We start from the raw sequence: 25,797 nt of genomic DNA on the forward strand, positions 1-25,797 counted from the left end.
GAAACGGCAGCCCCGCCGTCGCAGGCAAGGTCAGGAATTGGTGCTCGCGCGCTGCGAAGCGGTGGCCGTCCCGCGCAGGCTCGGCACCACGACCAGGCGGTTGAACTCGCCATTGTCGTAGGCTTTCAGGAAACGGTCATAGTCCTTGATCGAGACGCAGCCGTTGGAATCGCCGCGCGGCCCGAGCAAGTAGTTGTGCGTGAGCAGACCGACGCGGCCAAGCGCACTGGTGCCCTCAGTCGGCGTCATGCGCAGTGCCCGGACGCCGTGGAACAGCTTTTCGCGTGGCTTGAGCTCGTAGGTCGCCGGCGGCGTCGCGCCGACCATCCGCCGGTCGACGTGGTCGGGGTCGTCCATCAGCGCGCCCAGGCCGGAATGGGCCTCCAGCGCCACGCCGCTCGGCAGATAGACCGCCTTGGCCGAGATGTCGTAGACCGCGGTTCGCGAGTCGTAGCCGAGGGCGGCGAGATCCGGCGCCCTTGTCAGCAGCCCGCTATCCGGCGTCAACGAAGCCAGCTTGATCTTGTCGGTGAATCTTTCGAAGAAGTTGCGGTTGTCGGCCCTGGAACCGGTGTCGGCATAGGCCTGGCTGGAGGCGATCTGGGCGGCCAGATCTGCCTGGACCGGACGCGAGCGCGGGATCGGAATGGCGTCGGCACGCTGCGAGGGCCTCGCCTCTTCGGCTGCAGACTGTTCGTCATCGGACAGCATCGAGCGCCAGTCGTCGCCCTGGAGCCTCTGGGCGAGCATCGCCTTGGCATCTCGCAGCTTGAGCTGGACCGCATTCACGGCGGAGCGCTCGAGCGCCCGCAGGCCGAACTCGCGGGCCGGCGGGCTGCCGGAAGCCGACGCGAAACGGTCCTCGAACGAAGGAGCATTGGCCGGCGGCAACGCGGCGGAAACCAGCGGCGTCGAATCGCCGATATCAGAAACCCACGCAGCGGCGCCAAGCGCCAGCGCGACCGCTGCCACAGACAGTAGAATCGCCTCGGCCCGCCCGACACGGCGGCGCGACAACAGCCTCTCGGCGTTTGCTGCGTCGGAAACCATCAGATCCCCAAAATCGACCCCGGGGGTGCCCACCCCCACCCGGAGACTCTATACCAGCTACCACATTGGGAGCCAAAAGTTAGGCATAATCGCGGCCGGAAAACCTCCCAAAGGTATCCAATGACCGATCTCTTCGATCTCAACCGCTTTGTCCGGGCCCAGGACCCGATCTATCGCGAGGTCCAGGCCGAGCTGGCCCGGGGTCGAAAGCAGACTCACTGGATGTGGTTCATCTTCCCGCAGGTCGCAGGCCTCGGCCTCAGTGCCATGTCGCAGCGCTACGCCATCGGGTCCCGCGCGGAGGCTGAGGCCTATCTCGCCCATCCCGTCCTCGGGGCGCGCCTGATCGAATGCACGAGGCTCGTGCTCGCCGTCGAGGGCCGGACCATCAACGCGATTCTCGGCGCACCGGACGACGCCAAATTCCACTCGTCGATGACGCTGTTCGGCGCGGTGTCCGACGAGCCCGTCTTCGCTCAGGCGATTGCCCGATATTTTGCGGGTGAACGCGACGGCGCCACGCTCGAGATCCTGTCGAAGCTCGATAGGCCGGCGTAGCGATCAGCGCCCCTCGAAGACGGCTGCGCGCCGCTCGATGAAAGACTGGATGCCTTCCTTCGCATCCGCGCTGCCGAGCACGCGGTCGCGAATCCTGGGAATATAGGCGATCGCCGCTGCCTCGCCGCTTTCGACATATTTGGCTGCTGCTTCCTTGGTGACCTGGATACCGAGGGGTGCGTTGCACGCGATGATGGCGGCGAGCGCCATCGCCCGCTCGACCTGCTCTCCCGGTTGCACAACCTCCTGGACGAGGCCAATCGCGTGGGCTCGCTCGGCCGAGAACTCGTCGCACAGGAACAGGTGATACATCGCATCACCCCAGCCGGCGCGCGCAAGAAAGCGGAAATGTGCGCCGCCGAGTGGCGCGATGCCTCGCTTGGCCTCCAGCTGACAGAAGCGTGCATCGGAGGCAGCCACCACGATGTCTCCGGCGAGCATCAGCTCGATACCGATGGTGAACACGATGCCCTGCACGGCTGTGACGACCGGCTTACGGCAACGCTTGGCAAGGCCGAAAGGATCGACATTGCCCTCCTTGGTGCTGCGCTTCTCGGCGGAAGGCCCGAAGAACTTGGGCATGTCGAGACCAGCAGTGAAATCCCTGCCCTCGGCACAGATCACACCGACGCGGTAGGTGTCGTTGTCGTGCAGTTCGGTCAGCGCCTCAGACAATTGCTCCATCATCGCCGGGGTGAACGCATTCTTCTTGGCGGAATTGTCGATAACGATCTTGAGCACGTGGCCGTGCACTTCGGTGCGGATGTGTCCCTCGCTCATGCGTTTCTCTCCGAATGGGTTGTTCTCGCGAGCAAATCAAGCCGGCTGCGGAATCGCGGCGCGAATTGCGCTGATCCGCTCCGGCGTAAACACGCCGGAGTCCAGGAGCTGAAGAATGGAGAGCACGTCGCCCCGCGATCCCCAGCTTCCCTCCTGAATGATCTCGAAATTGACCCACCAGGTCGGCGACGGCGCTTGCATGCCGCAGGCGTCCGCGAGCCTGGCGAGGACGTTGCGTATCACCACGGCCCGCACCTCCGCCGGCCACGACGCATTCATCACCGCGATGTTGATCGTCATGATGTCGCGTGGGGCGTCCTGGTCCGACAGGAGGCGTCCGCCGATCGCCATGCAATCCGCCGGCAGGTCGTGAAAACAAACCTGGAATCCCATTCGCGCCGCCGGCGCGTGCTGGCCAACTTCCGGCTCGAGCACGGCGTCGGTCAGGCTTTCCGCCAGAATGCGGCGGTGCGCCAAGCTGAGCCGGCCAGCGGGCGCCGTCACGGTGATGATTGTCAAAGGCTTCCCAATCCTTCTCGACTATGACGATTGTCATATTCCAGTTTAGCTTGCCTATGTCAATCGTCATAGTCTAGAGGATGCTACGAAGCGAGAGACCATCGATGACCATCACCACGCGCGACAAGATGATCGCCGGCGCCGCCGATCTGTTGAGCCGGCGCGGCGTCAACGCTACCAGCATGCGCGACGTCGTGCGCCATACTGCGACGCCGCGGGGCTCGATCAGTCACCACTTTCCGGACGGCAAGCGGCAGTTGATCGCCGAAGCCGTGAGTTTCGCGGGCAAGCAGGTGTCCATCCCCCTGGAGAAAGCCATGAACGAGCGTGGCGTGATCGGCGGCCTCAAGGCTTTCATCGCATCATGGCGCCGCCAGCTGGAAGCCTCCGACTTCGAAGCCGGTTGCCCGGTGCTCGCTGTCGCCGTCGACCGTTATGTCGGCGAAACCCCGGAGAGGGACGACCAGGCTGCGCAGCAGCATCTGCTCGACCTCGCCGACGGCGTATTCGTCGATTGGCTGCAGATCATGCGCGCCGCCCTGTTACGCGAAGGATTGACTGCGGAACGCTCCGAACGACTCGCAACCCTCGTCGTCGCCTCGATCGAAGGGACGGTTGCGATGTGCCGCGCCAGCCGCAGCGCAGAGCCGCTTGATCACGTCCAACAGGAGCTGCAAGTCGTGCTGACGGCCGCTCTCAGCCAGGCAACCAGATAGATTGGATACGTCCCGATGGATTTGTCACGACAACGCGAACTCGCCCACCATCTCGCCACTTTGCGCCGCGAAGGGACGGCAACAAAGCGGCCTCGACGAGCAGCTCGTGCCACCGGACGCCGACACGGCGTACCGCGTCGCGCAGATGGTGGAGGAGGAGCTCGGCTGGGACGTCGTCGGCTGGAAGATCGCCGGCATGAAGTCGGGGCTCCAGCGCCAGCTTCGTATCTCCTCGCCGATCTATGGGCGGGTGCTCGCGCCGCTGATCATAACCTCGCCCGCAGAGGTCGAGCACGACCGGCAATGCAGCCCGATTCCGGAAGTCGAGTACCAGGCGCGTCTCGGTGCCGACCTCCCCCCGCGCGCCAAACCCTATACGGTGGACGAGGTCGGCGACGCCGTTGCTTCGCTGCATCCCGGCATCGAGCTCGCTGAATGCCGCTTCGTTCACGACGCAGCGTTTCCGCCAATGCCCGCGATCATGGCCGACGGCTCCGGATCGGGAACCATCGTTCTTGGAGAGCCAATCGCCGATTGGCGCAGCCGCGACATTGCCAATCAGGAGGTTATTCTCACTTGCAACGGCGTCGAGAGACGCCGCGGCACAGCCGCGGAGGCCATCGACAATCCCCTTGCGCCGCTCGCCTGGCTCGCCAACGAGCTGTCGCGAACCGGCATTGGTCTCAAGGCGGGCCAAACCGTCAGCACGGGCACGCTGACCGGCATGCTGCGGCCGAAACCTGGCGAAACATACATCGCCGATTTTGGTCCACTGGGATCGGTAAGCGCGACCTACAGCTGAGGCGGGGACCGCTGGCACAGAGCATAAACCCAAGCTTAACATCAGCAACCTATCGTCCGGGCAATATAGTTTTCCGTTTTGCCGGACAGATCATGAAAATCGGTACGCTCCTGACCAGCGCCATCGTCTCGCTCTCGACCGTCGGCGGCGGCCTCGCCGTCTACGTCGCCGTGACCAAGTACCAGACGATGGAGCGGATCAGCGAAGCCGAAGGCCGGCTGGCGATTGTCCGCGCCGTCAGCGACATTCCGCGTTACCTCAATCCCGAGCGGGGCTTTTCCACCAACATCCTCTATGGCCCCGCCACTGTCGACCCCGCCCAGCTTGCCGAGCAGGACAGGCTGCGCAAGGCAACCAACGGCGCCCGCGACAAGATGAACGCGCTGCGCAAAGAGTTGCCCGGCCCATTCGACGACGGCAACGCCATCGGCGGCAGCATCGACGCCATCAACTCGAAGTTCACCGGTCTGCGCGAGGCGATCGACAAGGCCATCGCGGGGCCTGCGGACGCGCGCAAGGACGCGGCCCGCAAGGTCGTCGCCGACAATGCCCTGCTCAACGCCGACGTCACCGCGCTGCTGAACGAGCAGGTTCGCCGCATGGCGCTTCTCAATGGCGATGCCTACCGCCAGGCCAATTACGCCAACATCGCCATGACGCTGCGCGACATCGGCGGCCTCAATGCCAGCGTGCACAAGAACCTCGTCGGCGGCAAGAAGGTCGCAACCGACGCCGAGAAGGCTGACGTCGCCCGTATGCAGGGCCGCAGCGACCAGATCGTGATGGCGCTGATGGAGCTGCGCGGCAATCCGGCGACCCCGGCCAATGTCGGCGCGGCGCTGGAGACGATGAATTCGCGCTACGTCGAGGAGTTCGGCCGCGAGCTCAAGATGGTCAAGGACGGTGCCGTCAGCGGCAAGTATGAGCACGACGTCGACACCTATTACGCGGCGTCGCAAAAGGGTCTCGGCTCCATCATCGGTGTTCGCGATGCGTTTTACGACAACGCGGAGGAGATCCTCGCCGGCGCTTCCTCGGCGGCGCGCACCAGCTTCATCATCGCCCTTGGCGGCCTTCTCGCCGTGCTGATCGCCAGCGCCGGCCTGATCGTGATGGTCCGCCGCCGCGTCTGCGCCCCGATCGTCGGCTTGACGACGCGCATGACGCAGCTTGCCGATGGCGACGTCGCCGGCGAGATCCCCGGCGCCCAGCGCTCCGATGAGATCGGCGCGATGGCCGCGGCGGTTCAGGTCTTCAAGGACAACATGATCCGGGCCGACCGGCTCGCCGCCGAGAAGCAGGCTGAGAACGACGGCAAGATGCGGCGCGCGCAGGCGCTCGACAGCCTCACGCGAGCCTTCGAGGCCAAGGTCACCGAGCTCGTCGGCGGCCTGTCCCAGGCCTCGGCGACCATGGAAAGCACCGCGCAGTCGATGACCTCGACGGCGGCGCAGACAAACAGCCAGGCCGCGGTGGTCGCCGCCGCCTCCGAACAGACCTCGAGCAACGTGCAGACCGTCGCCAGCGCCACCGAAGAGCTGACCTCCTCGATCGCGGAGATTGGCCGTCAGGTCGCCCAAAGCACCGAGATCGCCGCTCGCGCCGTCGACAACGCGCGCCGCACCGGCGACACCGCCCGCGCACTCGCCGAGGGCGCCCAGAAGATCGGCGACGTCGTCACGCTGATCCAGAGCATCGCCGAACAGACCAACCTGCTCGCGCTGAACGCGACCATCGAGGCCGCCCGCGCCGGCGATGCCGGCCGCGGCTTCGCCGTGGTCGCCTCCGAAGTGAAGTCGCTGGCCGGCCAGACCGCCAAGGCCACCACCGAGATCTCCGAGCAGATCACGGCGATCCAGACTGCAAGTGACGAGACCGTGGCCGCGATCCGCAACGTCGCCGACGTCATCGGCGAGATCGACCAGATCGGCACCGCGATCGCCGCCGCGATCGAGGAGCAGGGCTCGGCCACCAAGGAGATCGCCCGCAGCGTCCAGGAGGCCGCCCGCGGCACCCAGGAAGTCAACAGCAACATCTCCGGCGTGCAGCGCGCCGCCGACGACACGGGAGCCGCCGCGAGAGAGGTGCTGGGCGCCGCCGAGCAGCTCTCGACACAGTCGCGCGATCTCGCCGGACAGTTCGACCGCTTCCTCGGCGAGGTCAGGGCCGCTTAAAGCGTGATCCGGAAAAGCGCGCAGCGGTTTTCCGAAAAGATCATGCTGAAACAACAACCTCAAGCGCGATGACGGTTCATCCCGGTCGCATCGCGCTTTAGTAAGGCGGCGCCTTTCGCGCCCGCTGCGCTTTCGCTGCCTCGATCCACCACAAGAGATCGTCTGCAAAGCGGGGGAACGAGCGTTCCAGCGCCTTGCCGCCCTCGCCGATCGGCTCGGCGTCCGCCGACAATGTCTGCGCGATCGGACCGACGCCGATGGTGCTCGACACCACCACCATGCCCATCTCCGAAAGCGTGCCGTGCCAGGCCGTCGCCGCGCGTGCGCCGGACAGTCGGCCGGCGGAATAGCTCACGATCGCGGCCGGACGCCAGAACCACTCTTCGAGGAAGTGGTCGGTGAGATTCTTCAGGCCGGGCTGGATGCCCCAATTGTACTCGCCGGTGACGAAGACGAAGCCGTCGGCGCCGCGGATCTGCCCGGCCAGCTTCTCCAGCGCCTCGGGCGCTGCGCCCTTGGGATATTCCTTGTACATGCGGTCCAGCATCGGCAGGCCGATCGCCTTGGCGTCGATGAATTCGACCTCCTCCCCGCGGCCGCGCAGCCGATCAACGACAAAATTCGCAAGGCGGATGCCCATGCGGTCGGAACGGTAGGAACCGTAGAGAACGAGAATGCGATTGCTCATGGCCGGACGGTAGCACGAAACCGGCGCCCGTCCCTACTCGATTTGTCGGACTATCGTCCGCGACCGCGGCCCAGCGTTTGCGATGGCGACTCGCCGAACTGGACGCGGTAGCTTCTGGAGAAATCGCTGAGATGCCAGAAGCCAAACGCCAGCGCGACCGCCTTGACGCTATCGGCGCCGGCGAGAAGCTGCCGCCGCACCAGCCACAGCCGGCGCAGGCGCAAATAGCGGTGCAGGCTCATGCCCCGATAGCGGCGGACGACGTCGTGCATGGTGCGAACGGACAGCCCGAGCTTGCGCGCGATCTCATCGCTGTAGATCGGCTGCGACAAATCCTCGGTCAGCAGTGCGCGGATCTCCTGGAACATCCTGAAATTCCGCTCGTCGTTGGGGCCGAGGGTCCAGCGGGCCGAGACGACGCTTTCGAAGGCCTCGTCGACGGCTCCGAGCAGGGACTCCTTCATCGCCGCGCCCTTCAACGAAAGCTCCGGTGCCTCGGCCGGGTCGGACGCCTCGGCCAGCACCTCACGAACCACGGTGCGCAGCCGGTGCAAGCCGGCCGCTGAGACTTCAAAAATCTTGAAGCTCAAGAGCGTGGCCGGCCAGCCGCGGTCTCGCACCTCCGGCCTGAAAACCACCGAGGCGATTTGTCGCTGCACCTCCTCAACGGTGGTGTAGGCGGCGCCGCCGCTGCCAATGACCACGACCGGTCGGGTGCGCTGCGAGCCATTGAAGCGAACGGGCACGTCGAGGTCGTCCATCGTGAAGCCGATCGCCGTGCAATTCTCGACCAGCTGCGCATCGACCATTCGCGGAAACGTCCGCGTCAAATTCACGTCGCAGCCGGGCAACGACAGGATTGTCTGCTCAGCCGAAATCCTCCGTACGAAAGGCGTGAATTCGAAATTCAGCCCCCGTATGGCACTTCGAAATTCGTCGACGTCTGCGAAGCGGAATGTTTGGATTGCCAATCTCGGTACATCGTCAATGCTGTTCATGAAAACAGGAAACGCAACGTCGCATGGACGTGCGTCGGGCCGCGGCGCCGGTTCGTTTCCCCTTCGGTTTTCCGTTACCCCGAAAAGGATCAATCTTAACGTGTCCTGAGCAATTGGCGAGGAGCTCGTTGAAAGAACCAAGCGGACACGTCCTGTCCCGCCGAATTTCGATAGCGTTTCCGACCCAGCCGATGGTGCTCAAATACCCGGCCGTCGATATCAAGAATTCAAAATTAACGACTTTGAGGCGCAATAGCCGTCGTTTGATCGTCAAAGTTATTTCAATTTTCAGGCCCCTGCCATGACGGCAAATTCGCCTGCTGATGTTCTGGTCGAGTTGGAGGACGCGGTCGCAACGTGTCCGCTGGACCGCTGCGCACGCATTCTTTCCGGCATCATGCAGCTGCTCACCAGCAGCCGCGACCGGCCTCAGGAATTGCTCGCCAATGTGGTCGACGGCGTTCTGCTGCGGCTGACGGAGCGGGTTGAGGCCGGTGCGTTGATCGAGCTCAGCACCGCACTCGCGGAACTCGCGGTGGCTCCGCCGAAGACCGTGCGGCGTCTCGCCTCACACCGCGATCCGGAGGTGGCGTGCCCCGTCTTGCTGCGATCGCCGTCACTGTCCACCGCCGATCTCAAATCGATCGCGGCCTCGAGCGGTGAACGGCAGCAATGCGCGATCGCCGCCCGCGCGCCGATCGATCCGCCGGTGATCGAGACGCTGATCGAAGGCGGCTCTCGCAGCGTTTGTGTTGCGCTGATCGCCAATACGGAGGTACGATTCTCCGACGCCGCCTACGCCGCGCTGGTCGGGAAGTGCCTGACGGATGATGAGCTCACGAAGGCGCTGGCACTCAGGCCGGACACGCCCGACACGGTCATGCGAAAGTTGCTGTCGGCCTCACCGGCCCCGACATCCGGCACAGGGCCGAAGGCGACCGTCTCGCTTCAAGCGGTAGCGGCCGCGCAAATCGTCGCCAAGCTGCCCTGCGCGGCCGCCTATGCCGACGCGCGGCCGGAGATCGTCGCGCTCAACCGCATCGGCAAGCTCAACGATTCCACGGTGAACCGCTTCGCCATCCGCGGCGAGACCGCCAACCTCGTCACGGCGCTATCGGTGCTTTCGGGGGCTCCCATCGAAATCGTCGAGCATGTCATGACCGACGACGATTGCGAGGGTCTCGTGATGGCCTGCCGCGCCTCGCGACTGAACTGGCAGACCACGTTGGCCATCTTGGGCAATCGCTGCGGCAGAAGGCTTTCCTTCGCCGAGCGCGAACGCGCGCAGCACATTTTCGAGACACTGCTCCTGTCCACCAGCCAGTGGACGGTGCGTTGGGGGGAAATTGCCGCAAGTGCCAAGGAGAGCAGTCGGGAACATCGCGGCGCAAAGATGGGGATGAGCCGATGAAATTCGACGGTCGCAAAGCCGCTCGCGTGAAAATGGACCACAGGCAGCCGGTCAATCTCATGGGTTCGGACGGGACCTGGCGACGCAGCTGCGTCCTGCTGGACGTGTCGCAAAGCGGCGCCAAGATCGAGGTCGAGGGCACGCTCGACGTGCTCCAGGCCAAGGAGTTCTTCATGCTGCTGTCGTCGACCGGCCTCGCCTACCGGCGCTGCGAACTGGTCTGGATCGACGGCACCACGGCTGGAGTCCACTTCATTACGACCGACGGCAAGAAGAAACCTGCAGCCGTACCAGCGCCTGCGCAGACCGCGGTTCAGGACAAATAGATTCGAACATTCCACCTGGTGTTTGACATTCACGCAGTCGCAAAGTGTAGGTCAGATCGTGCAGCACGCGCCAACAAGATCCGGCCCGGTCGATGGTGACGGCGGCGTCCGTCAGACACGAACCGATCGCCCCTTTCTGCATGTGCTGGCCGACACGTCCGACAAGCTCTCGGGCGTCTGCTCGATCCTCCAAGAGAAATTCACCATTGCCGGCGAGCGACTCGATGCCGATTCCAGGCTGTCGCAGACGCCGGCCGCCATCGTCATCCGCGCGGAGCTGCGCGACGTCGACAACATCGCCGCGATCAAGAAGCGGGCCGGCAAGCTGGCGAAGGCCAGGAAGCGCATCTTCCTGCTCGAGCACGCCTCCCACGTCTGCATCTCGCAAGCCTACGCGCTCGGGGCGACGCTGGTCCTTCCCGGCACGGTCAGCCGGACCAGGCTGCTGGCGGCGCTGGCCGATCCGGCCGACGGGCCGTCCGCTTCGTCAGGCGACACGTCGCAACCGGACAACGCCGTCGAGACCGCCGCGACCGCGATCGCATCGATGTTCACGGCTGTGACCCTCGGCCAACCGCTCGACGTCGACGGCACCAAGGAAGCCGGTCGCCAGATTGCCGACCGTATCACCCGGCATGGCCTGACGGAGTGGCTCATGACGGTGCGGCGCCATCACGAAGGAACCTATCAGCATTGCCTGCTCGTGACCGGCGTGGCCATCGACTTCGGACTGAGCCTCGGCGTCGGCAGGGCCGACCTGGAACGTCTCTATTCGGCTGCCATGTTCCACGACATCGGCAAGGCGCAAATTCCGCTCGCCATCCTCGACAAGCCGGGCCGCCTTGATGCCGCCGAACGCGCGCTGATCGAAACGCATCCGGCCGCCGGTTACGAGTTTCTCAAGGGACACGACGGAATCTCGCCGGAGATACTCGATGCCGTTCGCCATCATCACGAATACCTCGACGGGAGCGGCTATCCCGATGCGCTCTGCGCCGAGAGCATTGGCGACATCGTGCGAATTCTAACGATCTCGGACATTTTCGCGGCGCTGATCGAGCACCGGCACTACAAGCCGACCATGCCGCGCGCGGAGGCCTACAACATTCTGTGCGGGATGAACGGGAAGCTGGAGAAGGCGCTGGTCCACTCATTCAAGCAGGTCGCGCTCACACGGTGAGCGCGGCAGACCGGTCTCGAACGCGGCCTAGTGAGTAGCGCGATGGCTGGCGCGGCGCGGGATGGACCGGCAGGCCAGCCCCTCGGCCAGCAGCTTCATGTCCTCGTGCCGGCCGCTGCGTATCAGCCGGCCGAACTCTTCGGGTGTGAAAGGAAGACTTGGATCGTCATCGATCTTGTGCCGGGGTCGCGGACCGAAGAACCGTCGAACCAGGCTAGCCAGCCGCCGCATGTCAATTCCCTCGCGCCAGCAACAAACCTCTCAGTCCGCGTATTGTTCCTCCTGCACCTTCGAGATTGCAAGAGGCCGCTTGGGACTCCGCACCAAAAAAAATTCCGCCAGAGAATAATCTCCTCCCGTCGTGCTAATCGGCAAAACCCACGTACCGCACGAACTCGTCGTTGTGCTCGCGGTCCGAGCGAACGACGTTCGCGGCAAAACTGTCGTCGGGATAGCCCATCGCGACGCAGGTCATGATGACCTCGTCCTCCGGAATCCCGGCGACCGCGCGCACGATGTCGGAACGCATGATGCCCTGTCCGTTGATCACGGAGCCGAGGCCGCGGTCCCATGCCGCGAGCACGATGCCGTAGCAGAGCGCACCGAGATCGAAATGGCAGACCGCGCCCGGATCGAGCACACGGTCGTAGGTCAGGACCAGCGAGACCGGCGCGTCGAACTGGCGGAAGCCGCGCAGCACCCAGTCCTGCCGCATCGGCTTGTCGTCGCGCGCGATTCCCATCGCGCCGAACAGCTTCTTGGCGATGTCGACCTGCCGCGTGCGGTGCACACCCTGGTACTCGCCGTGGCTGACGATGTCGCGCTTGACCTTGGCGCCACTGACCATCTCCTCCATGTTGCGGCGGCGAACCTCTTCCAGCGGGCTGCCGGTGAGCACGTGGACATGCCAGGGCTGGGTGTTCATCGACGACGGCGCGCGCTTGGCGCTCTCGATGATCGCCTCGATCACCGCGCGCGGCACCGGCTCGTTCCTGAAGCCGCGCACGCTGCGGCGCGACTGGACCAGCGTTTCGAATTCCACCTCGTGAACCTCCCTGCCAGTTCGTCCGGCGGTGCGGCGCCGATTGCCGACGCCGCGCGCAAAATCTATGCTGGCCCGCAAGCAAGACCAAGAATCCCGGAGGACCCGTCATGGCCGCGCCGCTCGATCCCGTCATCGCCCAGATCATTCCGCTCATGCCGATGCGCGATCCCGCCACGATGACGCCACAGAGCGCCCGCGATTCCTTGCGCGCACTGGCTGCCTCGCGCGCGGCCATACCGCCTCCGCCTGTCGATACCGTGCAGGACATCAAGGTGAGAGGCGGCGCCGGGCCGCTCGATGCCCGCGTCTATCGGGTCGGCACCACGCCGGCACCGACCGTGGTGTTCTTCCACGGCGGCGGCTGGGTCGCGGGCGACCTCGAGACCCACGACCGGCAGGCGCGCAACCTTGCGATCGAGACCGGCGCGGTGGTCGTCTCCGTCGACTATCGCCGCCCGCCCGAGACGCGCTTTCCCGGCGCCTTCGAGGACGCCTTCGCCGCAGTCGGCGATGTCTTCAACCGCGTCGCGGAATTTGGCGGCGATGCAAGGCGCCTCGGCGTCGCCGGCGACAGCGCCGGCGGCAATCTCGCAGCCACCACCGCCATCGCCTGCCGCGATGCCGGCATCAATCTCGCCGCGCAAATGCTGGTCTATCCCGTGACCGACGTTCTCGGCAGCTACGCGGACGCGCGCGAGAACGCGCGCTATCCCTCCCGCGCGGAGAATGCCGAGGGCTACTTCCTCACGCGCGCCACGATGGAATGGTTTTGCGGCCACTATCTCGCCGATCCCGGCCATGCCCCGGACTGGCGCGTCTCGCCGTTGCGTGCCGCCTCACTGGCGGGCGTCGCGCCGGCCATCGTGACCACCGCCTGGTTCGATCCCTTGCGCGACGAGGGCGCCGCCTATGCGCGGGCGCTCGAGGCCGCCGGCGTCCGCGTCAAGCATCACGAGGGGCCCGGCCTGATCCACGGCTATTTCGGCATGGGCGATACCTCGGACGTCGCACGCGCCGAAGCGCAGCGCGCACGGGCCGACTTCAAGGCGTTGCTCGCGCGGGGCGCCTGAGGAGGTGCTAGCCGCCAGTTGCCCGTTGCGCGTCGGTGTGCCCCCAGGTCTCGTCCCAGTCCTGACCGGCGGCGTCGACGACGCGGCCGTCGGCTTCGAAGAACTTGTTCGGCACCTGGAAGATCGCCAGGATCAAGGCTCCGTCCGGACACCAGGCGGCGTGGCGGCTGCCTGCCTCGCGCCAGATGAATTCGCCGGCCTTGCATGCGATGCCCTCGGCCGGGCCTTCCTTGTCGACGAGCGCGCCTTCGATCACCCAGCTCTGCTCGACGCCGACATGCTCGTGATCGGGCAGTACCGATCCCGGCGCAAAGCGCATCAAGGCGGTCATCAGGCCCGTGCTGCGATCGAACAGCAGCGTCTTGGCCTCGCACCCCGGAAAGCGGGTCTTCTGCCAGTCCATGTCCTGGGGCCGAACCAGGTGGGAATGCCGATCGGCGGATCGTTCGACCTTCGGGATCGTGGCGTCCATGACGATGCTCCATCCAGCTAAGCTGATCGAAGCTAGCAGGATCGCCCGGCGGGGTCAGCGAGCAGTGCAACAAGGATGGACGGCCACCGACCGCGCTCGAAAAATCGGTACGTCGACCGGACGCCGTCCACTCATCCTGCTTGATTGCGCCATGATTCCCGGCTCCTATCTCCCGGCCATTTCTGGTTTCAGGAGACACCCATGATGAAGCGGATTTTCCTCGCAGCGATTGTTGCCGCCTTTGCAGCGGGCTCGGCATTCGCACAAGAAACCTGCGAGAGCAAAGCGATCGGCAAGGACGGCAAGCCGCTGGCCGGCGCCGCCAAGACCTCGTTCCTGAAGAAGTGCAAGGCGGATGCCTGCGCACCCAAGGCGGTCAGTTCCGACGGCAAGCCGCTCGCCGGCGCCGCCAAGAACAGCTTCATGAAGAAGTGCGAAACCGGCGCGTAAGCGCAGGGAGTTGGCTGCTTCTTTGGCGAACAATCGCTCCACGAACTCGTCATGCCCGGGCTTGTCCCGGGCATCCACGTTCTTCGTGCCGCGCGAAAAATCGTGGATGGCCGGGACAAGCCCGGCCATGACGGAGGGATTTAATCCCGCCTGAACCGATAATCGAACGCATCGCCCAGCGGCCTGATCCATCCGACCGTCGGCGCCGGAAAATGCACCGGCAGGATCAGCGTGTCGGTGTCGGCAACGGAAGCAAAAAACTTTCGCCGCGACACCGCTGACTGCGTCGGGTCCCAATCCGGCATCGCCGACCAATCCGGCTCGCGGCACTGGATCTGGTGATGCATGAGATCGCCGGCGACCACCGCGCGCTGGCCTTTGGAGAATATGTTCACGCAGCAATGGCAGGGCGAATGCCCCGGCGTCGGCGTCAGCGTGACGGTGTCGTCGAGCGCGTAGTCGTCATCGACCAGCAGCGCCTGCCCGGCCTCGACGATCGGCAGGCAATTGTCGCGAAACACGGTCCCCGGCGGATTGTTGCCCTTGGCATGCTCGGCTTCCCAGGCCGCATACTCGCCCTTGTGGAAGACGTATTTCGCGTTCGGAAACGTCGGCACCCAGCGGCCGTCGCGCAAACTCGTATTCCAACCGGTGTGGTCGATGTGCAGATGCGTGCAGAAGACATAGTCGATCTGCTCGAAGCCGATGCCGAGCGCGAACAATTCGTTGCGCCAGCGTTCCTTGCCGGGAAAGTCGAACGGCGGCGGATGACCCTTGTCCTCGCCGGTGCAGGTATCGACCAGGATCGTGTAGCGCGGCGTCCGCACCACGAAAGTCTGATACGTGATGACCATCATGCCGCGCGCGGCATCGAACACCTCCGGCTCCATCGTCGGCAGATGGCGGGCGAACACGCGCTCGTCATAGGCCGGGAAGAAATCCTGCGGCCGCCGCCACGGCCCTTCCCGCTCGATCACCGCGTCGATGGTGATGTCACCGATCCGAAGCTGCTTCACGGTGTTCGCTCCCTTTTTGCCAAAGCGTAGCGACCGGACCGGGAGCATTCAAGACGCCGCATGCAGGGGCCTGCCATGCGCGGAGTGCCGCAAATCAACCTCAAATACTGGAGATATTGATCGTGGAATGAGGAATGTCCGGTGGGCAAATTGAGAGTGACCGCGGCAATCATGGTTGCCGTCGCAGCTGGCATCTACATCAACAACACCAGCCTTCTGGCGCCGCATCAGGACGGCAAGCCGGTGCTGCTCGCCCATCGCGGCATAGCGCAGCGCTTTGACGAGCGGGACCTGGATAACGACACCTGCACCGCCGCGCGGATGTTGCCGCCGGCGCACGACTACCTCGAGAACACGCTGCTCTCGATGCGCGCGAGCTTCGAGGCCGGTGCCGATGTCGTCGAGCTCGACGTGCACCCGACCACCGATGGCGAGTTCGCCGTCTTCCACGACTGGACGCTCGACTGCCGGACCGACGGCAACGGCGTCACCCGGGCGCAGACCATGGCAAAGCTCAAGACGCTCGACATCGGTTACGGCTACACCGCCGACGGCGGCAACACCTTCCCGTTCCGCGGCAAGGGTGTCGGCATGATGCCGGCATTATCGGAGGTGTTCGCGGCCTTCCCGGACAAGAAGCTCCTCATCAACGTGAAGAGCCGCGACCCCGACGAAGGCGAGAGACTTGCCGGCGTGCTGAACGCACTGCCGGCCGAGCGGCGCCGGACCATCATGGTCTATGGCGGTAACGAGCCGATCGAAGTGATCCGTCGCCTCACCCCAGACGTCCGCACAGTCTCGCGTGGGGCTATCCGGAGCTGCCTGACCCGCTATATCGGTTATGGCTGGACTGGCCTTGTCCCGGCAGCCTGTCGCAATGCGATCGTGCTGGTGCCGATCAACGCCGCTCCCTGGCTATGGGGCTGGCCTGATCGTCTCCTCGCACGCATGAACGCAGTCAACAGCGCCGTCTTTGCGCTCGGTCCCTACAGCGGCGGCGAGTTCTCCACCGGCATCGATACGGCGGAAATTTTCGCGCGGTTGCCGCAAGGCTATTCCGGCGGCATCTGGACCAACGAGATCGAGGCAATCGCCAAGATCGCAGGCAGCAGCCGAGATTAGCTCCGCAATCCCGGCGCCTCCTGCCCGGTGCGCGCGACATATTCGGTGTAGCCGCCGCCATACTGGTGGATGCCTTCCGGCGTCAGCTCCAGCACGCGGTTCGACAGAACGCTGAGGAAATGCCGGTCGTGCGAGACGAACAGCATGGTGCCCTCGAAATCCGACAGCGCCGTGATCAGCATCTCCTTGGTGGCGAGGTCGAGATGGTTGGTCGGCTCGTCCAGCACCAGGAAGTTCGGCGGATCGAACAGCATCTTGGCCATCACGAGGCGCGCCTTCTCGCCGCCCGACAGCACCCGGCAGCGCTTCTCGACGTCGTCGCCGGAGAAGCCGAAGCAGCCGGCGAGCGCGCGCAACGAGCCCTGCCCGGCGGTCGGAAATGCATATTCGAGCGACTCAAACACCGTCTGCTCGCCGTCGAGCAGGTCCATCGCGTGCTGGGCGAAATAGCCCATCTTGACGCTGCCCCCGAGCGCCACGGTGCCCTGGTCCGGCTCGCTCGCGCCGGCGACCAGCTTGAGCAGCGTCGACTTGCCGGCGCCGTTGACACCCATCACGGCCCATCGCTCTCGCCGGCGGATCATGAAGTCGAGGCCGTCATAGATGCGCTTGCTGCCATAGCCCTTGTGCACGTTCTTGAGCGCGACGACGTCCTCCCCCGAGCGCGGCGCCGGCAAAAAGTCGAAGGCCACGCTCTGGCGGCGGCGCGGCGGCTCGACCCGTTCGATCTTGTCGAGCTTCTTCACGCGGCTCTGCACCTGCGCGGCATGCGAGGCACGCGCCTTGAAGCGCTCGATGAACTTGATCTCCTTGGCCAGCATGGCCTGCTGCCGCTCGAACTGGGCCTGCTGCTGCTTCTCGTTCTGCGCCCGCTGCTGCTCGTAGAATTCGTAATTGCCGGTATAGGTGGTGAGCGAGCCGGAATCGATCTCGATCACCTTGGAGATCACGCGGTTGATGAACTCGCGGTCGTGCGAGGTCATCAGCAGCGTGCCTTCGTAATCGTGCAGGAATTTTTCCAGCCAGATCAGGCTTTCGAGATCGAGATGGTTGCTCGGCTCGTCGAGCAGCATCACGTCGGGACGCATCAAGAGGATGCGCGCCAGCGCCACGCGCATCTTCCAGCCGCCGGAGAGTTTTCCGACGTCGCCGTCCATCATCTCCTGGCTGAAGCCGAGGCCGGACAGCGCTTCGCGCGCACGGCCATCGAGCGCATAGCCGTCCAATTCCTCGAAACGATGCTGCACCTCGCCGTAGCGCGCGATGATCTCGTCCATCTGATCGGCCTTGTCGGGATCGGCCATCGCGGCCTCGAGCTCGCGCAGCTCGGCCGCAACCTCGCTGACGGGGCCTGCGCCATCCATCACCTCGGCCACCGCGCTGCGGCCGCTCATCTCGCCGACGTCCTGGTTGAAATAGCCGATGGTGATGCCGCGATCGGTCGAGACCTGCCCCTCGTCGGGCAACTCCTCGCCCGCGATCATCCGGAACAATGTGGTCTTGCCGGCGCCGTTCGGCCCGACGAGGCCAATCTTCTCGCCCTTATTCAGGGCGGCGGAAGCTTCGATGAACAGGATCTGGTGGCCGGCTTGCTTGCTGACGTTGTCGAGGCGGATCATGAGGTCTTTTTGGGGGGATTTTTGCGTTGCAGCGTCATAGGCCATACCGGCTTCCAGGGGAAGCCCGGGACCAGTGCACCACCCCGGCCGCAATACCGTCGTTCAAACCGCAGCTTTGGGGATCATAGACCCCCGATGACCTACCTCTTGGTGGTCGAGCCGCCGCCCGGTCTTGACGATCGTCACTTCTTGAGGATGCCGGTATTGGTATTTCCGAGCTGCTGGATAGCAGCGTTTGCGGCGGGCGTGCTGTAAGTCGGTCGAGATCCACCGCCTTCCTGATCAGAAGGGGTAGCGCCGGGTCTTGCGCCCGTCGTTCCCCGGTTTTTTGCATTGAGCGTGTTGGGGCCTGGCGAGCCGCCAGTTCCGCTGAGCGTCGTCCCATTCGAGAGCGTCGAGCCGCCCGCGCCGCTCGAACCAGCCGCACTCGCGCCGCCGCCGGATGAAGAACCGCCTGAAGAGGAGCCTCCCGAGCTTTGCGCCATGGAGACCGAAATGGTGCCCAGAAGAATGGTCACGACCGCCGCCAGAAGCCTCATTTATGTCCTCTCCCTCGATCCGTTGCCAGCTCCGGAAGCGCTGGGTTCCTGGTGATGAAGTCGCGCAGCGCACAGCTCCTACCGACGGCGAGCGATCCATGCTCCGGCCAGAAAAGCAACAAGCAAAGACACCAGAGGCGCCTTCACTGTCACCTCGCGCAACTGGTCGGCCCATCGCTTCACCGAACCCGACGAGGGCGAGTGGAGCTGCCGGCTGGAACCGCCTCTTTGCTCTCCGGAACCCGACAGCGGGCTCGAAGCCTGCTGTATGCCGCCCTGATCGTCCGTCAGCCCGGAGGCTTCTGTCATCGCCGCGGCTTCCTTCATGTCCATGGGCGCGCTCCAATCTGGTGCGGTTGCGGAACAACGACTTGATCTCGGGTGCCCGTCCGGCTCTGCTGACAAGCGCGTTGGGAACCAATGGGAGCAGCTATGGCGGCGGCGTTCATGCGAACTATATGGTTTCGTCGAAGCCCCTGCCGTACCGCTCCCTTGAAGAAGCCCTTGCTCATCCTTCTGTTCCTCGTCATCGCACCGCTTACCGCATCGGCGGCGAGATATTTCTGGCTGGGCGATGGCCGCCAGAATTGGCAAACGGCCGATCGGTCGAGCGCGGGGCTTCTGACCGCCGCGGCCGATCATCGCGAAGCCGTCGTACGGGTATTCGGGGCGAGAACGGTGAGATGGCGCAGCATCTTCGCAATTCACACCTGGATCGTCGTAAAGGAGAAGGATGCGGCGACCTACACCCGGTATGACTACACGGCGTGGGGCGAGCCGATCCGCACCAACGGCTTCGCTCCGGACGGGCGGTGGTTCGGCGCTGCGCCGGAAACCATTGTGGCCGTAGATGGAGAGCGCGCGGAGGCGCTCATCCCGAAAATCAGAGATGTGATCGAAAGCTATAAGTTTCGATCCTATGGAGATTACAGCGTCTGGCCTGGTCCCAATTCGAACACCTTCGTGCAGGCCGCACTCGACTCCGTCCCTGAGCTCCGAGCCGTCCTGCCGCCGACCGCGATCGGCAAGGACTTCCCGTACACCGGTAGATGGTTCGGCGTAACAGCGTCCGGCACAGGCATCTATGCTTCACTTGGCGGATATATCGGCTTTTCGATCGGCTGGGTCGAAGGCCTGGAGATCAATTTCTTCGGCGCCGTGCTCGGCTTCGACATCCGGCGCCCGGCGCTCAAACTACCTGGCCTCGGTCGCTTCGGGGTAACTCCGGGCCTGTAGGAGCGGGGATTCTGCGTAGCTTCCGGCGGACGGCGCCGCTGTCGCCTTCAGAGCGCACGCAGGCTCATATTCATCCAGTCCCGCTTCGATGTCCGCTTTTTGCCGATAAGCGGCTCAGTCTCGATGAGGGCACGTCCTACGCCCGCCGCATCAGCTTGAGCGAGGCCGCGAGGCGCAGGCTCCGCTTCCCGGCGAGTGCGATGCCTTCGAGCTCGCCGCTGTCGGCCGTGCACGTGCCGGAGAAGCCGATCCCGACCTCGAAGCCGCCAAACACGGGGTTCTCGCCTTTCGCCGGCGTGTGCTCCTGGTTCAGCATCTCGCCCTTCCAGCGGCCGTCCGCCGAGGAGTAAGAACCGAGATAGTAGAAGAACGCATCGCCGCCGAGGATGCGGCCATCGATCAGGAGCATCACGCCGGACAGTCCGGCATCGACCCCGTCGAGCGCGCGCAGGCTCATCCCATAGAGCCCGTTGGCGATGCCGCCCGGCCCAATCGTGCCGCGCGACGGCAGCGCCCCGTCATCGAGCCGCGTGAGATTGGCCCAGAACCTGGCGCCCGGCATGGTATTCGCGCCGCCCTCGAGACGGATCTGGTTGCCGTAGAGGCGGCCGCGCGCCCCGATCGAGGCGACGTCCGCGCCGAGCAGCGGCATGTAGTTTGGATCGTGGTTATGCCGCTCGGTGATGACCTCGGCGATGATCTCGCCGTCGCGCTCGAGATAGGTGCCAAGATGCGCAAAGCCCGAATTGCCGCCCAGCATCTTGCCGTCGTGCAGGCACATGATGCTGCAGCCGAACGCATCGTTCACGCCGTATTCAACCTTGTAGAGCCCGTCCAGCAACGCCTGAACCCGCAAAATGGAAAAAGGGAATGCGGGCTACCTAGCATCGTTGCCGCATTGAAGCCACCGGCTTTTCCGCGCAGGGCCGGTGCCGGAACGCTCAGCGCCATGGTGCCAGTATGCCCCTGTTTTGCGCGACGGGTCAAATCGATTTCGTAAAATCAGCAACCCTGTGATTTCAGTGGCTTGGCTACTGTGCATGGGGTTGTTTTTCGACTTTTTGCGTCCGGCTCGCGGAAAAGGCCCCTCACGCGTCAATGACGCTTGAAGTACTGCACCTCGCGCTCGTGCTTCTCGGCGGCTGCACGGCTCTTGAACGTACCGAGGTTGCGACGCTTGCCGGTCTTCGGATTCACCTTGCGTGAATAGAGGCGGTATTCGCCCGATGCCAGTTTGCGGATCATGATCGCGCTCCGTTTTGTCCGGACGTCAACGACGTACGCGCGAGCCAGGTTCCGTCAGGTCCCGGCCCTGATCAGAAGCACAGCGTGGTGACGAGCTTGCCCTGCTTGTCCTTGATCGCGTAGGGACAGCGAATGCGCTCCAGCGCCTTCTTCGCGTCCTCATCGCCGAGCGCCGCAGCGCGCTCGTAATAGGCCTTCGCGGCGTCCTTGTCCTTGGGTCCGCCGCGGCCTTCCTGCGCGAAGGCGCCCATCCGCTCCAATGCGCCGGGATGGTTTTGTGCCGCCGCCTTTTCGAACAGCGCACGCGCCGCGACGTCGTCCTTCGCACCCCCCGTGCCTTCGGAGAGCATCAGGCCGAGCTGGTACTGCGCTTCCGCGTTGGTCTCGGCAGCCTTGCCGAGCAGCGCGCGCGCCTGCGCGGGATCGGCCGGCGCGGCGCCACCTGCGCCGCCGAGCGCGGCGAGATTGCTGACGCCACGGGGGTTGCCGGCCTGCGCCGCCTTCTCGAACAGCTTTCGCGCTTGCGCCTCGTCCTTGGCAACGCCCGCGCCGGTGGCATAGGCCACGCCGAGTTCGACCATGGCCGCGCTCGATCCCTTGTCGGCGGCCTTGCGCCAGGCTGCGATCGCATCTCCGGTCTGCCTGTTGGCCGCATAGGCGCGGCCGAGCGCGAACATCGCGCGCCGCGAGGATGGCGCGGCCTGCTTGCAGAACCTGATAGCGGTTGGAATGTCGGAGGCCGCAATCTCCGCCATGCCCTTCACGTCGGCCGGCTTGTCGGGATCGCTGGGATCGGCAGCGACCCGGTCGCACAGAACGAGATCGGCCGATTGCGCCTGCGCCGTCAGGGGCACGGCGAGCGCGAACAGCATGGCAAGGAGGTAAGTCCGCATGATCGCCACGTTGCGTCTCCGTCCCGGCAAATTCAAGGCTCGAGTCCCGATTGGCGCAGCACGGGCACGACATCAGGCGACGCCAGATAGCGCAGCAGCCGGTTGGCGGCGTCGGCATGTTTCGCATTCGCCATGCGGCCGGCGGAGAACACGGCCGGCGTCTGCAAATCGTGCGGGATCGGGCCGACGACCTCGATGCCGCCAACCTGCTTCAGCTCGCTGATCTGCTGCACGGCGAGGTCCGCCTCGCCGGTCACGAGCCGCTCCGCCGTAAATCCCTGCTCGACGACGGTGGCCCTGGCGTTGATCTCCGCCGCGATCCCCATCCGCACGATCAGCTCGGCGAAGTATACGCCGCTCGCACCGAGCCGCGAATAGGCGACGGACCGCGCTGCGAGCAGGGTCGCGCGCAGCGCCGCTTCGCTGCCGATGTCGGGGTGCGCCTGCCCGGCCCTCACGGCGATGCCGACGAAGGACCGCGCCAGATCGGCCGCACTGCCGCCAATCACGCGCCCCTCGCCGATCATCTCGTCGAGCCCCTCGCGGGTGAGGATGACGAGGTCGGCGGCCTCGCCCTCGCGCAAGCGCTTGAGCAGCGCCAGGGTCGGCGCGAAATCGGCCTCGACATGGATGCCCGTCGCAGTCTCGAAGGCGGAGGACAGGCTGCGCATCGCGCCCATCAGGCCGAGCGTCGACAGCATGCGGACATTTTCCATGAGCGGTTCCTGGCGCGATCAGGCGCGATGCATCAGCTTGAGCGCGGCGGTCAGGCGCAGGCTGCGCTTGCCGGCAAGCGCTGTCGCCTCCAGCACCGCCTGCTCCGCATCGTAGCTGCCGGAGAAGCCGATGCCGACCTCGTGGCCGCCGAAGATCGGGTCGTCCTTGGCCGGCGTGTGCTCCTGGTTGAGAATCTGGCCCTTCCAGCGGCCGTTCGCGGCAGTGTAGCTGCCGAGATAGTGGAACGACGCGTCGCCGCCGAGGATGCGGCCCTGGTTGAGCAGCATCACGCCGGTGAGGCCTCCGTCGAGACCGTCGAGCATCCGCAGATGGATCGAGTAGAGACCGTTGGCGATGCCGGCCTCGCCGATGCCGCCGGCGATCGGTACTTCGTCCTCCGTGATCGGCGTCATCACCGATTGGAAGGGCACGCCAGGCAACTCCTTCAGCTCGCCCTTGAAGCGATAGAGATCGCCGTCCGCCCAGCCCTTCGCGATCAAGGTCGCATCGTCCGTGCCCGCCATGGCGCGGTAGCTCGGATCCGGGTTATGGCGGACGGTGTTGATCACGACGTCCACGCCCTCGCCGGTCTTCACGTAGGTGCCGATATGGGCGAAGGCCGAATTGCCACCGAGCATCTTGCCGTTGCCGGCATGCATCACGCTCCGGCCGACGGCATCGCCGAGCTGAAATCGCACCTTGTAAAAGCCTTCAAACACCAGCCGTGCCCCGGCCCTGCGCGCATCCTGGAGCACTCTATCCCGCTTTCGGCGGCAATGGACAAGTTTCGCGGAGCCGCGGTCGGCAGACACGGGAACGGCCGTCATTCCAATGCAAAAATCCGCCGGAGCCTTGCAGCTCCGGCGGATTGAGACCAACCCGGGCCAGCCCCCAGCCCGGGCCGGGAGGATCTTAGGCCGCGGCCTTCTTGTCGGTCGGCACGGACGCGATCGTCTTCAGGATCTGCGAAGCGATCTGGTAGGGGTCGCCTTGCGAGTTCGGACGGCGGTCTTCCAGATAGCCCTTGTAGCCGTTGTTGACGAAGGAGTGCGGAACGCGGATCGACGCGCCGCGGTCGGCAACGCCGTAGCTGAACTTGTTCCACGGCGCGGTCTCGTGCTTGCCGGTCAGACGCTTGTCGTTGTCCGGGCCGTAGACGGCGATGTGGTCCATCAGGTTCTTGTCGAAGGCGGCCATCAGCGCCTCGAAATACTCCTTGCCGCCGACCGTCCGCATGTACTCGGTCGAGAAGTTCGCATGCATGCCCGAGCCGTTCCAGTCGGTATCGCCGAGCGGCTTGCAGTGGAATTCGATGTCGATGCCATACTTCTCGGTCAGGCGCAGCATCAGGTAGCGAGCCATCCACATTTCGTCAGCGGCCTTCTTGGAGCCCTTGCCGAAGATCTGGAATTCCCACTGGCCCTTCGCGACTTCCGCGTTGATGCCTTCATGGTTGATGCCGGCAGCCAGGCAGAGGTCGAGATGCTCTTCGACGATCTTGCGGGCGATGTCGCCGACGAACTTGTAGCCGACGCCGGTGTAGTACGGGCCCTGCGGCGCCGGATAGCCGTATTCCGGGAAGCCGAGCGGGCGGCCGTCCTTGTAGAAGAAGTATTCCTGCTCGAAGCCGAACCAGGCGCCGGCGTCGTCCAGGATGGTGGCGCGCTTGTTGGACGGATGCGGGGTCTTGCCGTCGGGCATCATGACTTCGCACATCACCAGCACGCCGTTGGTGCGCGCGCCGTCCGGAAACACCGCGACCGGCTTCAGCACGCAATCGGAGCTGTGGCCTTCGGCCTGCATGGTGGAGGAGCCATCGAAGCCCCAGAGCGGAAGCTGCTCGAGCGTCGGGAACGACGCGAATTCCTTGATCTGAGTTTTGCCGCGCAAATTCGGAGTCGGCGTATATCCGTCGAGCCAGATGTACTCGAGCTTGTACTTGGTCATTGAGCCTCTCTGTAGATGATGCGAAAGGTTGGGGGCCTGGAGGCCCCCGCACGTTTTGTACCCGGCCATCATCGGCCGGCGCTTCCCAAGCATTTAACGTGCCAAAAAGCCGCAGTACGGGCGGTTTTCCACCGCGGCCCGGCCTCTCCGCGCTGCCGACGACTGACCCACTGCCCTGTGCGTCATAGCCGCGCACCCGTCACGCAAAGCTGCACCGCAAAATCCCGCGGAAAAGCCCGATTCTGGAGCAGCCGGAGTCGCGTCGCCGGTTGCCGACTAAACGCGCATCAGCGTCCGGCAATTTTCGCAAACGATCCGACCCCTGCCCCGCAACCTTCGGAATGGCCCATGCGTTGGTCAGAGGGATCGTGCCTTGGAGGATGCAGAAGGCTACGTGCCTATAAAGTAGGCGGAAACTGATTTCCTTTTCAGCACTTTCCAATCCGGTAAGAGCGGCCGATATGGGGATTTCAGTAACCACAATCGAACGAGTCGGGCGCACCATGGAGGGCCAAAGGCGCTTCGACCAAGGAGAAATCGCAATGATGAACAATGGTCTGAGTCACGGATCTGCGCAGATCTACCAGTTCCCCGTCGGCGGCCGTGCGGCCCTCGGGGGACGCCGTTATGGCGAGACCCGCTTTCCCGCCGATCACGCTGCGCTGCCCTCGAACGTCTCGATCTGCAGCGACAGCTGGTATCACCAGGATGCAGTCGACGAAGCCAAGCCGAAATGGGATCGCTGATGACTGTGGTTGGTTTGAAACCGCCTGCTCTCGCAGGTGCCTGGCGGCAAGTTCGAAAGGGTCGAAACAACGGTGTTTCGGCCCTTTTTGATTCTTGCCTGAACCATGCCGTTCAGATCACCGCGCAGGCCGTGGCCGGCCGCTTCAGATGCTTGACCGTGGTGGTCCCGGCCTTCCCGATGGTCAGCGTGATACCGGCTCCCGAATAGCGCGCGCCAGAGACCGCCAGCCGCTTGGCAAGCGTGACGGGCTCGCCGTCGATCTGCAGAAAGGCGCGCTTGTCGCCATCATAAAAACCAACGATGAACTGTGTACCATCGGCACAGCGATAGGTCCGGAACGTCTGCGCATCGGCCTGCCGGACGTGGCAAATTCCGCCCGCCAGCATGGTAGCCGCCAAAAGAATGGCCTTGTGGCAGCCCATGATCGCCCCCTCTAGTAGCCCTTCAGAACGCCCGTCGTGCGTCCAATGGAACAT

At 64.7% G+C, this 25,797-nt stretch carries 30 protein-coding genes; 12 read left to right on the top strand and 18 right to left on the bottom strand.

Features of this window, described 5'->3' with window-relative positions:
• Positions 1–30: 30 nt before the first annotated feature.
• Positions 31–1,050, bottom strand: a complete 1,020-nt coding sequence (locus AC1RQP_RS04420) for a DUF2778 domain-containing protein (RefSeq protein WP_239623329.1) — start codon at positions 1,048–1,050, stop codon at positions 31–33.
• A gap of 120 nt (positions 1,051–1,170) precedes the next feature.
• Between AC1RQP_RS04420 and AC1RQP_RS04425 the strand changes: the two genes are divergently transcribed.
• Positions 1,171–1,608: a DUF1810 domain-containing protein gene (locus AC1RQP_RS04425; protein ID WP_492936048.1), complete on the top strand. Its 438-nt coding sequence runs from the start codon at positions 1,171–1,173 to the stop codon at positions 1,606–1,608.
• Positions 1,609–1,611: 3 nt separating this feature from the next.
• Here the strand turns inward: AC1RQP_RS04425 and AC1RQP_RS04430 are convergent, their stop codons facing one another.
• Entirely contained in the window at positions 1,612–2,388 is a 777-nt protein-coding gene (locus tag AC1RQP_RS04430) for a crotonase/enoyl-CoA hydratase family protein (RefSeq protein WP_239623327.1), read from the bottom strand.
• 36 nt (positions 2,389–2,424) lie between these two features.
• On the bottom strand, positions 2,425–2,907 hold the full coding sequence (locus AC1RQP_RS04435; RefSeq protein WP_492936049.1) for a tautomerase family protein: 483 nt from the start codon (positions 2,905–2,907) through the stop codon (positions 2,425–2,427).
• Positions 2,908–3,035: 128 nt separating this feature from the next.
• Here AC1RQP_RS04435 and AC1RQP_RS04440 point away from each other — a divergent pair, with 128 nt between their 5' ends.
• From AC1RQP_RS04440 to AC1RQP_RS04450, 3 genes are all read left to right on the top strand, one after another.
• Positions 3,036–3,623, top strand: coding sequence for a TetR/AcrR family transcriptional regulator (locus AC1RQP_RS04440; protein ID WP_492936050.1), 588 nt, complete (start codon positions 3,036–3,038; stop codon positions 3,621–3,623).
• A gap of 106 nt (positions 3,624–3,729) precedes the next feature.
• Positions 3,730–4,425, top strand: coding sequence for a 2-keto-4-pentenoate hydratase (locus AC1RQP_RS04445; protein WP_492936051.1), 696 nt, complete (start codon positions 3,730–3,732; stop codon positions 4,423–4,425).
• Between the two features lie 92 nt (positions 4,426–4,517).
• Positions 4,518–6,599 (top strand): methyl-accepting chemotaxis protein, encoded by a 2,082-nt coding sequence (locus AC1RQP_RS04450; RefSeq protein WP_239623323.1) that lies wholly within the window; start codon positions 4,518–4,520, stop codon positions 6,597–6,599.
• Between the two features lie 97 nt (positions 6,600–6,696).
• Here AC1RQP_RS04450 and AC1RQP_RS04455 read toward each other — a convergent pair whose 3' ends face one another.
• Both AC1RQP_RS04455 and AC1RQP_RS04460 read right to left on the bottom strand, forming a co-directional pair.
• Entirely contained in the window at positions 6,697–7,287 is a 591-nt protein-coding gene (locus tag AC1RQP_RS04455; RefSeq protein ID WP_194387623.1) for an NADPH-dependent FMN reductase, read from the bottom strand.
• Between the two features lie 50 nt (positions 7,288–7,337).
• Positions 7,338–8,285 carry a helix-turn-helix domain-containing protein gene (locus AC1RQP_RS04460; protein ID WP_492936376.1) on the bottom strand — a complete coding sequence of 316 codons (948 nt, stop codon included), beginning with the start codon at positions 8,283–8,285 and terminating at the stop codon, positions 7,338–7,340.
• Between the two features lie 301 nt (positions 8,286–8,586).
• On the opposite strand from AC1RQP_RS04460, the gene AC1RQP_RS04465 reads away from it, so the two are divergent.
• Genes AC1RQP_RS04465 through AC1RQP_RS04475 form a run of 3 tightly spaced genes read left to right on the top strand, consistent with a single transcriptional unit; the run spans position 8,587 to position 11,202 of the window.
• Positions 8,587–9,696: a DUF2336 domain-containing protein gene (locus AC1RQP_RS04465; RefSeq protein ID WP_492936052.1), complete on the top strand. Its 1,110-nt coding sequence runs from the start codon at positions 8,587–8,589 to the stop codon at positions 9,694–9,696.
• Entirely contained in the window at positions 9,693–10,022 is a 330-nt protein-coding gene (locus AC1RQP_RS04470) for a PilZ domain-containing protein (protein WP_492936053.1), read from the top strand. The genes AC1RQP_RS04465 and AC1RQP_RS04470 overlap by 4 nt, the downstream gene beginning before the upstream one ends.
• Before the next feature lie 58 nt (positions 10,023–10,080).
• Complete coding sequence (locus AC1RQP_RS04475) at positions 10,081–11,202, top strand: HD-GYP domain-containing protein (protein ID WP_492936054.1); 1,122 nt, start codon at positions 10,081–10,083, stop codon at positions 11,200–11,202.
• Between the two features lie 364 nt (positions 11,203–11,566).
• Here the strand turns inward: AC1RQP_RS04475 and AC1RQP_RS04480 are convergent, their stop codons facing one another.
• The gene (locus tag AC1RQP_RS04480; protein ID WP_492936055.1) at positions 11,567–12,244 is read right to left on the bottom strand and encodes a nitroreductase; all 678 of its coding nucleotides are present in this window, start codon (positions 12,242–12,244) and stop codon (positions 11,567–11,569) included.
• Positions 12,245–12,354: 110 nt separating this feature from the next.
• Here AC1RQP_RS04480 and AC1RQP_RS04485 point away from each other — a divergent pair, with 110 nt between their 5' ends.
• Positions 12,355–13,317, top strand: coding sequence for an alpha/beta hydrolase (locus AC1RQP_RS04485; RefSeq protein ID WP_492936056.1), 963 nt, complete (start codon positions 12,355–12,357; stop codon positions 13,315–13,317).
• A gap of 7 nt (positions 13,318–13,324) precedes the next feature.
• Here AC1RQP_RS04485 and AC1RQP_RS04490 read toward each other — a convergent pair whose 3' ends face one another.
• A complete protein-coding gene (locus AC1RQP_RS04490) occupies positions 13,325–13,789 on the bottom strand; it encodes a cupin domain-containing protein (RefSeq protein WP_492936057.1) in 465 nt (154 codons plus the stop codon).
• 201 nt (positions 13,790–13,990) lie between these two features.
• Between AC1RQP_RS04490 and AC1RQP_RS04495 the strand changes: the two genes are divergently transcribed.
• Entirely contained in the window at positions 13,991–14,239 is a 249-nt protein-coding gene (locus AC1RQP_RS04495) for a hypothetical protein (protein ID WP_492936058.1), read from the top strand.
• Between the two features lie 140 nt (positions 14,240–14,379).
• Here the strand turns inward: AC1RQP_RS04495 and AC1RQP_RS04500 are convergent, their stop codons facing one another.
• Positions 14,380–15,255, bottom strand: a complete 876-nt coding sequence (locus tag AC1RQP_RS04500; RefSeq protein WP_492936059.1) for an MBL fold metallo-hydrolase — start codon at positions 15,253–15,255, stop codon at positions 14,380–14,382.
• Positions 15,256–15,426: 171 nt separating this feature from the next.
• Between AC1RQP_RS04500 and AC1RQP_RS04505 the strand changes: the two genes are divergently transcribed.
• Positions 15,427–16,377 (top strand): glycerophosphodiester phosphodiesterase family protein, encoded by a 951-nt coding sequence (locus AC1RQP_RS04505; RefSeq protein ID WP_492936377.1) that lies wholly within the window; start codon positions 15,427–15,429, stop codon positions 16,375–16,377.
• Here the strand turns inward: AC1RQP_RS04505 and AC1RQP_RS04510 are convergent.
• From AC1RQP_RS04510 to AC1RQP_RS04520, 3 genes are all read right to left on the bottom strand, one after another.
• Positions 16,374–17,996, bottom strand: a complete 1,623-nt coding sequence (locus tag AC1RQP_RS04510) for an ABC-F family ATP-binding cassette domain-containing protein (protein WP_492936060.1) — start codon at positions 17,994–17,996, stop codon at positions 16,374–16,376. The genes AC1RQP_RS04505 and AC1RQP_RS04510 overlap by 4 nt on opposite strands.
• A 182-nt stretch (positions 17,997–18,178) precedes the next feature.
• Positions 18,179–18,535 carry a hypothetical protein gene (locus AC1RQP_RS04515; protein ID WP_492936061.1) on the bottom strand — a complete coding sequence of 119 codons (357 nt, stop codon included), beginning with the start codon at positions 18,533–18,535 and terminating at the stop codon, positions 18,179–18,181.
• 78 nt (positions 18,536–18,613) lie between these two features.
• Positions 18,614–18,868, bottom strand: a complete 255-nt coding sequence (locus AC1RQP_RS04520) for a hypothetical protein (RefSeq protein WP_492936062.1) — start codon at positions 18,866–18,868, stop codon at positions 18,614–18,616.
• Positions 18,869–19,039: 171 nt separating this feature from the next.
• On the opposite strand from AC1RQP_RS04520, the gene AC1RQP_RS04525 reads away from it, so the two are divergent.
• A complete protein-coding gene (locus tag AC1RQP_RS04525) occupies positions 19,040–19,771 on the top strand; it encodes a DUF3750 domain-containing protein (protein ID WP_239623311.1) in 732 nt (243 codons plus the stop codon).
• Positions 19,772–19,907: 136 nt separating this feature from the next.
• Here the strand turns inward: AC1RQP_RS04525 and AC1RQP_RS04530 are convergent, their stop codons facing one another.
• The 6 genes from AC1RQP_RS04530 to AC1RQP_RS04555 form a co-directional block, all read right to left on the bottom strand.
• A complete protein-coding gene (locus AC1RQP_RS04530; protein ID WP_239623310.1) occupies positions 19,908–20,612 on the bottom strand; it encodes a hypothetical protein in 705 nt (234 codons plus the stop codon).
• Between the two features lie 254 nt (positions 20,613–20,866).
• Positions 20,867–21,016: a hypothetical protein gene (locus AC1RQP_RS04535; protein WP_007609497.1), complete on the bottom strand. Its 150-nt coding sequence runs from the start codon at positions 21,014–21,016 to the stop codon at positions 20,867–20,869.
• A gap of 71 nt (positions 21,017–21,087) precedes the next feature.
• Positions 21,088–21,909: a tetratricopeptide repeat protein gene (locus tag AC1RQP_RS04540; protein ID WP_492936378.1), complete on the bottom strand. Its 822-nt coding sequence runs from the start codon at positions 21,907–21,909 to the stop codon at positions 21,088–21,090.
• Positions 21,910–21,941: 32 nt separating this feature from the next.
• A complete protein-coding gene (locus AC1RQP_RS04545; protein WP_492936063.1) occupies positions 21,942–22,625 on the bottom strand; it encodes a substrate-binding domain-containing protein in 684 nt (227 codons plus the stop codon).
• An 18-nt stretch (positions 22,626–22,643) separates the two neighbouring features.
• Positions 22,644–23,345 carry a GrlR family regulatory protein gene (locus AC1RQP_RS04550; RefSeq protein ID WP_239623307.1) on the bottom strand — a complete coding sequence of 234 codons (702 nt, stop codon included), beginning with the start codon at positions 23,343–23,345 and terminating at the stop codon, positions 22,644–22,646.
• Positions 23,346–23,538: 193 nt separating this feature from the next.
• Entirely contained in the window at positions 23,539–24,573 is a 1,035-nt protein-coding gene (locus tag AC1RQP_RS04555; protein ID WP_239623306.1) for a glutamine synthetase beta-grasp domain-containing protein, read from the bottom strand.
• Positions 24,574–25,115: 542 nt separating this feature from the next.
• On the opposite strand from AC1RQP_RS04555, the gene AC1RQP_RS04560 reads away from it, so the two are divergent.
• On the top strand, positions 25,116–25,319 hold the full coding sequence (locus AC1RQP_RS04560) for a DUF2735 domain-containing protein (protein ID WP_028181961.1): 204 nt from the start codon (positions 25,116–25,118) through the stop codon (positions 25,317–25,319).
• 112 nt (positions 25,320–25,431) lie between these two features.
• On the opposite strand, the gene AC1RQP_RS04565 is transcribed toward AC1RQP_RS04560, so the two are convergent.
• The gene (locus tag AC1RQP_RS04565; protein WP_239623305.1) at positions 25,432–25,743 is read right to left on the bottom strand and encodes an MliC family protein; all 312 of its coding nucleotides are present in this window, start codon (positions 25,741–25,743) and stop codon (positions 25,432–25,434) included.
• Positions 25,744–25,797 lie beyond the last annotated feature (54 nt).

It is taken from the genome of Bradyrhizobium sp. GW821-FHT13H06 (assembly GCF_058803975.1).

Excerpts from the sequence above, each read along its gene's own strand:
- AC1RQP_RS04425 (WP_492936048.1), top strand. The coding sequence starts at position 1,171 with ATGACCGATCTCTTCGATCTCAACCGCTTTGTCCGGGCCCAGGACCCG.
- AC1RQP_RS04515 (WP_492936061.1), bottom strand. The coding sequence starts at position 18,535 with ATGAGGCTTCTGGCGGCGGTCGTGACCATTCTTCTGGGCACCATTTCG.
- AC1RQP_RS04470 (WP_492936053.1), top strand. The coding sequence starts at position 9,693 with ATGAAATTCGACGGTCGCAAAGCCGCTCGCGTGAAAATGGACCACAGG.
- AC1RQP_RS04510 (WP_492936060.1), bottom strand. The coding sequence starts at position 17,996 with ATGATCCGCCTCGACAACGTCAGCAAGCAAGCCGGCCACCAGATCCTG.
- AC1RQP_RS04495 (WP_492936058.1), top strand. The coding sequence starts at position 13,991 with ATGATGAAGCGGATTTTCCTCGCAGCGATTGTTGCCGCCTTTGCAGCG.
- AC1RQP_RS04450 (WP_239623323.1), top strand. The coding sequence starts at position 4,518 with ATGAAAATCGGTACGCTCCTGACCAGCGCCATCGTCTCGCTCTCGACC.
- AC1RQP_RS04485 (WP_492936056.1), top strand. The coding sequence starts at position 12,355 with ATGGCCGCGCCGCTCGATCCCGTCATCGCCCAGATCATTCCGCTCATG.
- AC1RQP_RS04545 (WP_492936063.1), bottom strand. The coding sequence starts at position 22,625 with ATGGAAAATGTCCGCATGCTGTCGACGCTCGGCCTGATGGGCGCGATG.
- AC1RQP_RS04555 (WP_239623306.1), bottom strand. The coding sequence starts at position 24,573 with ATGACCAAGTACAAGCTCGAGTACATCTGGCTCGACGGATATACGCCG.
- AC1RQP_RS04460 (WP_492936376.1), bottom strand. The coding sequence starts at position 8,285 with ATGAACAGCATTGACGATGTACCGAGATTGGCAATCCAAACATTCCGC.
- AC1RQP_RS04505 (WP_492936377.1), top strand. The coding sequence starts at position 15,427 with ATGGTTGCCGTCGCAGCTGGCATCTACATCAACAACACCAGCCTTCTG.
- AC1RQP_RS04490 (WP_492936057.1), bottom strand. The coding sequence starts at position 13,789 with ATGGACGCCACGATCCCGAAGGTCGAACGATCCGCCGATCGGCATTCC.
- AC1RQP_RS04540 (WP_492936378.1), bottom strand. The coding sequence starts at position 21,909 with ATGCGGACTTACCTCCTTGCCATGCTGTTCGCGCTCGCCGTGCCCCTG.
- AC1RQP_RS04520 (WP_492936062.1), bottom strand. The coding sequence starts at position 18,868 with ATGGACATGAAGGAAGCCGCGGCGATGACAGAAGCCTCCGGGCTGACG.
- AC1RQP_RS04535 (WP_007609497.1), bottom strand. The coding sequence starts at position 21,016 with ATGATCCGCAAACTGGCATCGGGCGAATACCGCCTCTATTCACGCAAG.
- AC1RQP_RS04455 (WP_194387623.1), bottom strand. The coding sequence starts at position 7,287 with ATGAGCAATCGCATTCTCGTTCTCTACGGTTCCTACCGTTCCGACCGC.
- AC1RQP_RS04430 (WP_239623327.1), bottom strand. The coding sequence starts at position 2,388 with ATGAGCGAGGGACACATCCGCACCGAAGTGCACGGCCACGTGCTCAAG.
- AC1RQP_RS04560 (WP_028181961.1), top strand. The coding sequence starts at position 25,116 with ATGATGAACAATGGTCTGAGTCACGGATCTGCGCAGATCTACCAGTTC.
- AC1RQP_RS04465 (WP_492936052.1), top strand. The coding sequence starts at position 8,587 with ATGACGGCAAATTCGCCTGCTGATGTTCTGGTCGAGTTGGAGGACGCG.
- AC1RQP_RS04440 (WP_492936050.1), top strand. The coding sequence starts at position 3,036 with ATGATCGCCGGCGCCGCCGATCTGTTGAGCCGGCGCGGCGTCAACGCT.
- AC1RQP_RS04420 (WP_239623329.1), bottom strand. The coding sequence starts at position 1,050 with ATGGTTTCCGACGCAGCAAACGCCGAGAGGCTGTTGTCGCGCCGCCGT.
- AC1RQP_RS04565 (WP_239623305.1), bottom strand. The coding sequence starts at position 25,743 with ATGGGCTGCCACAAGGCCATTCTTTTGGCGGCTACCATGCTGGCGGGC.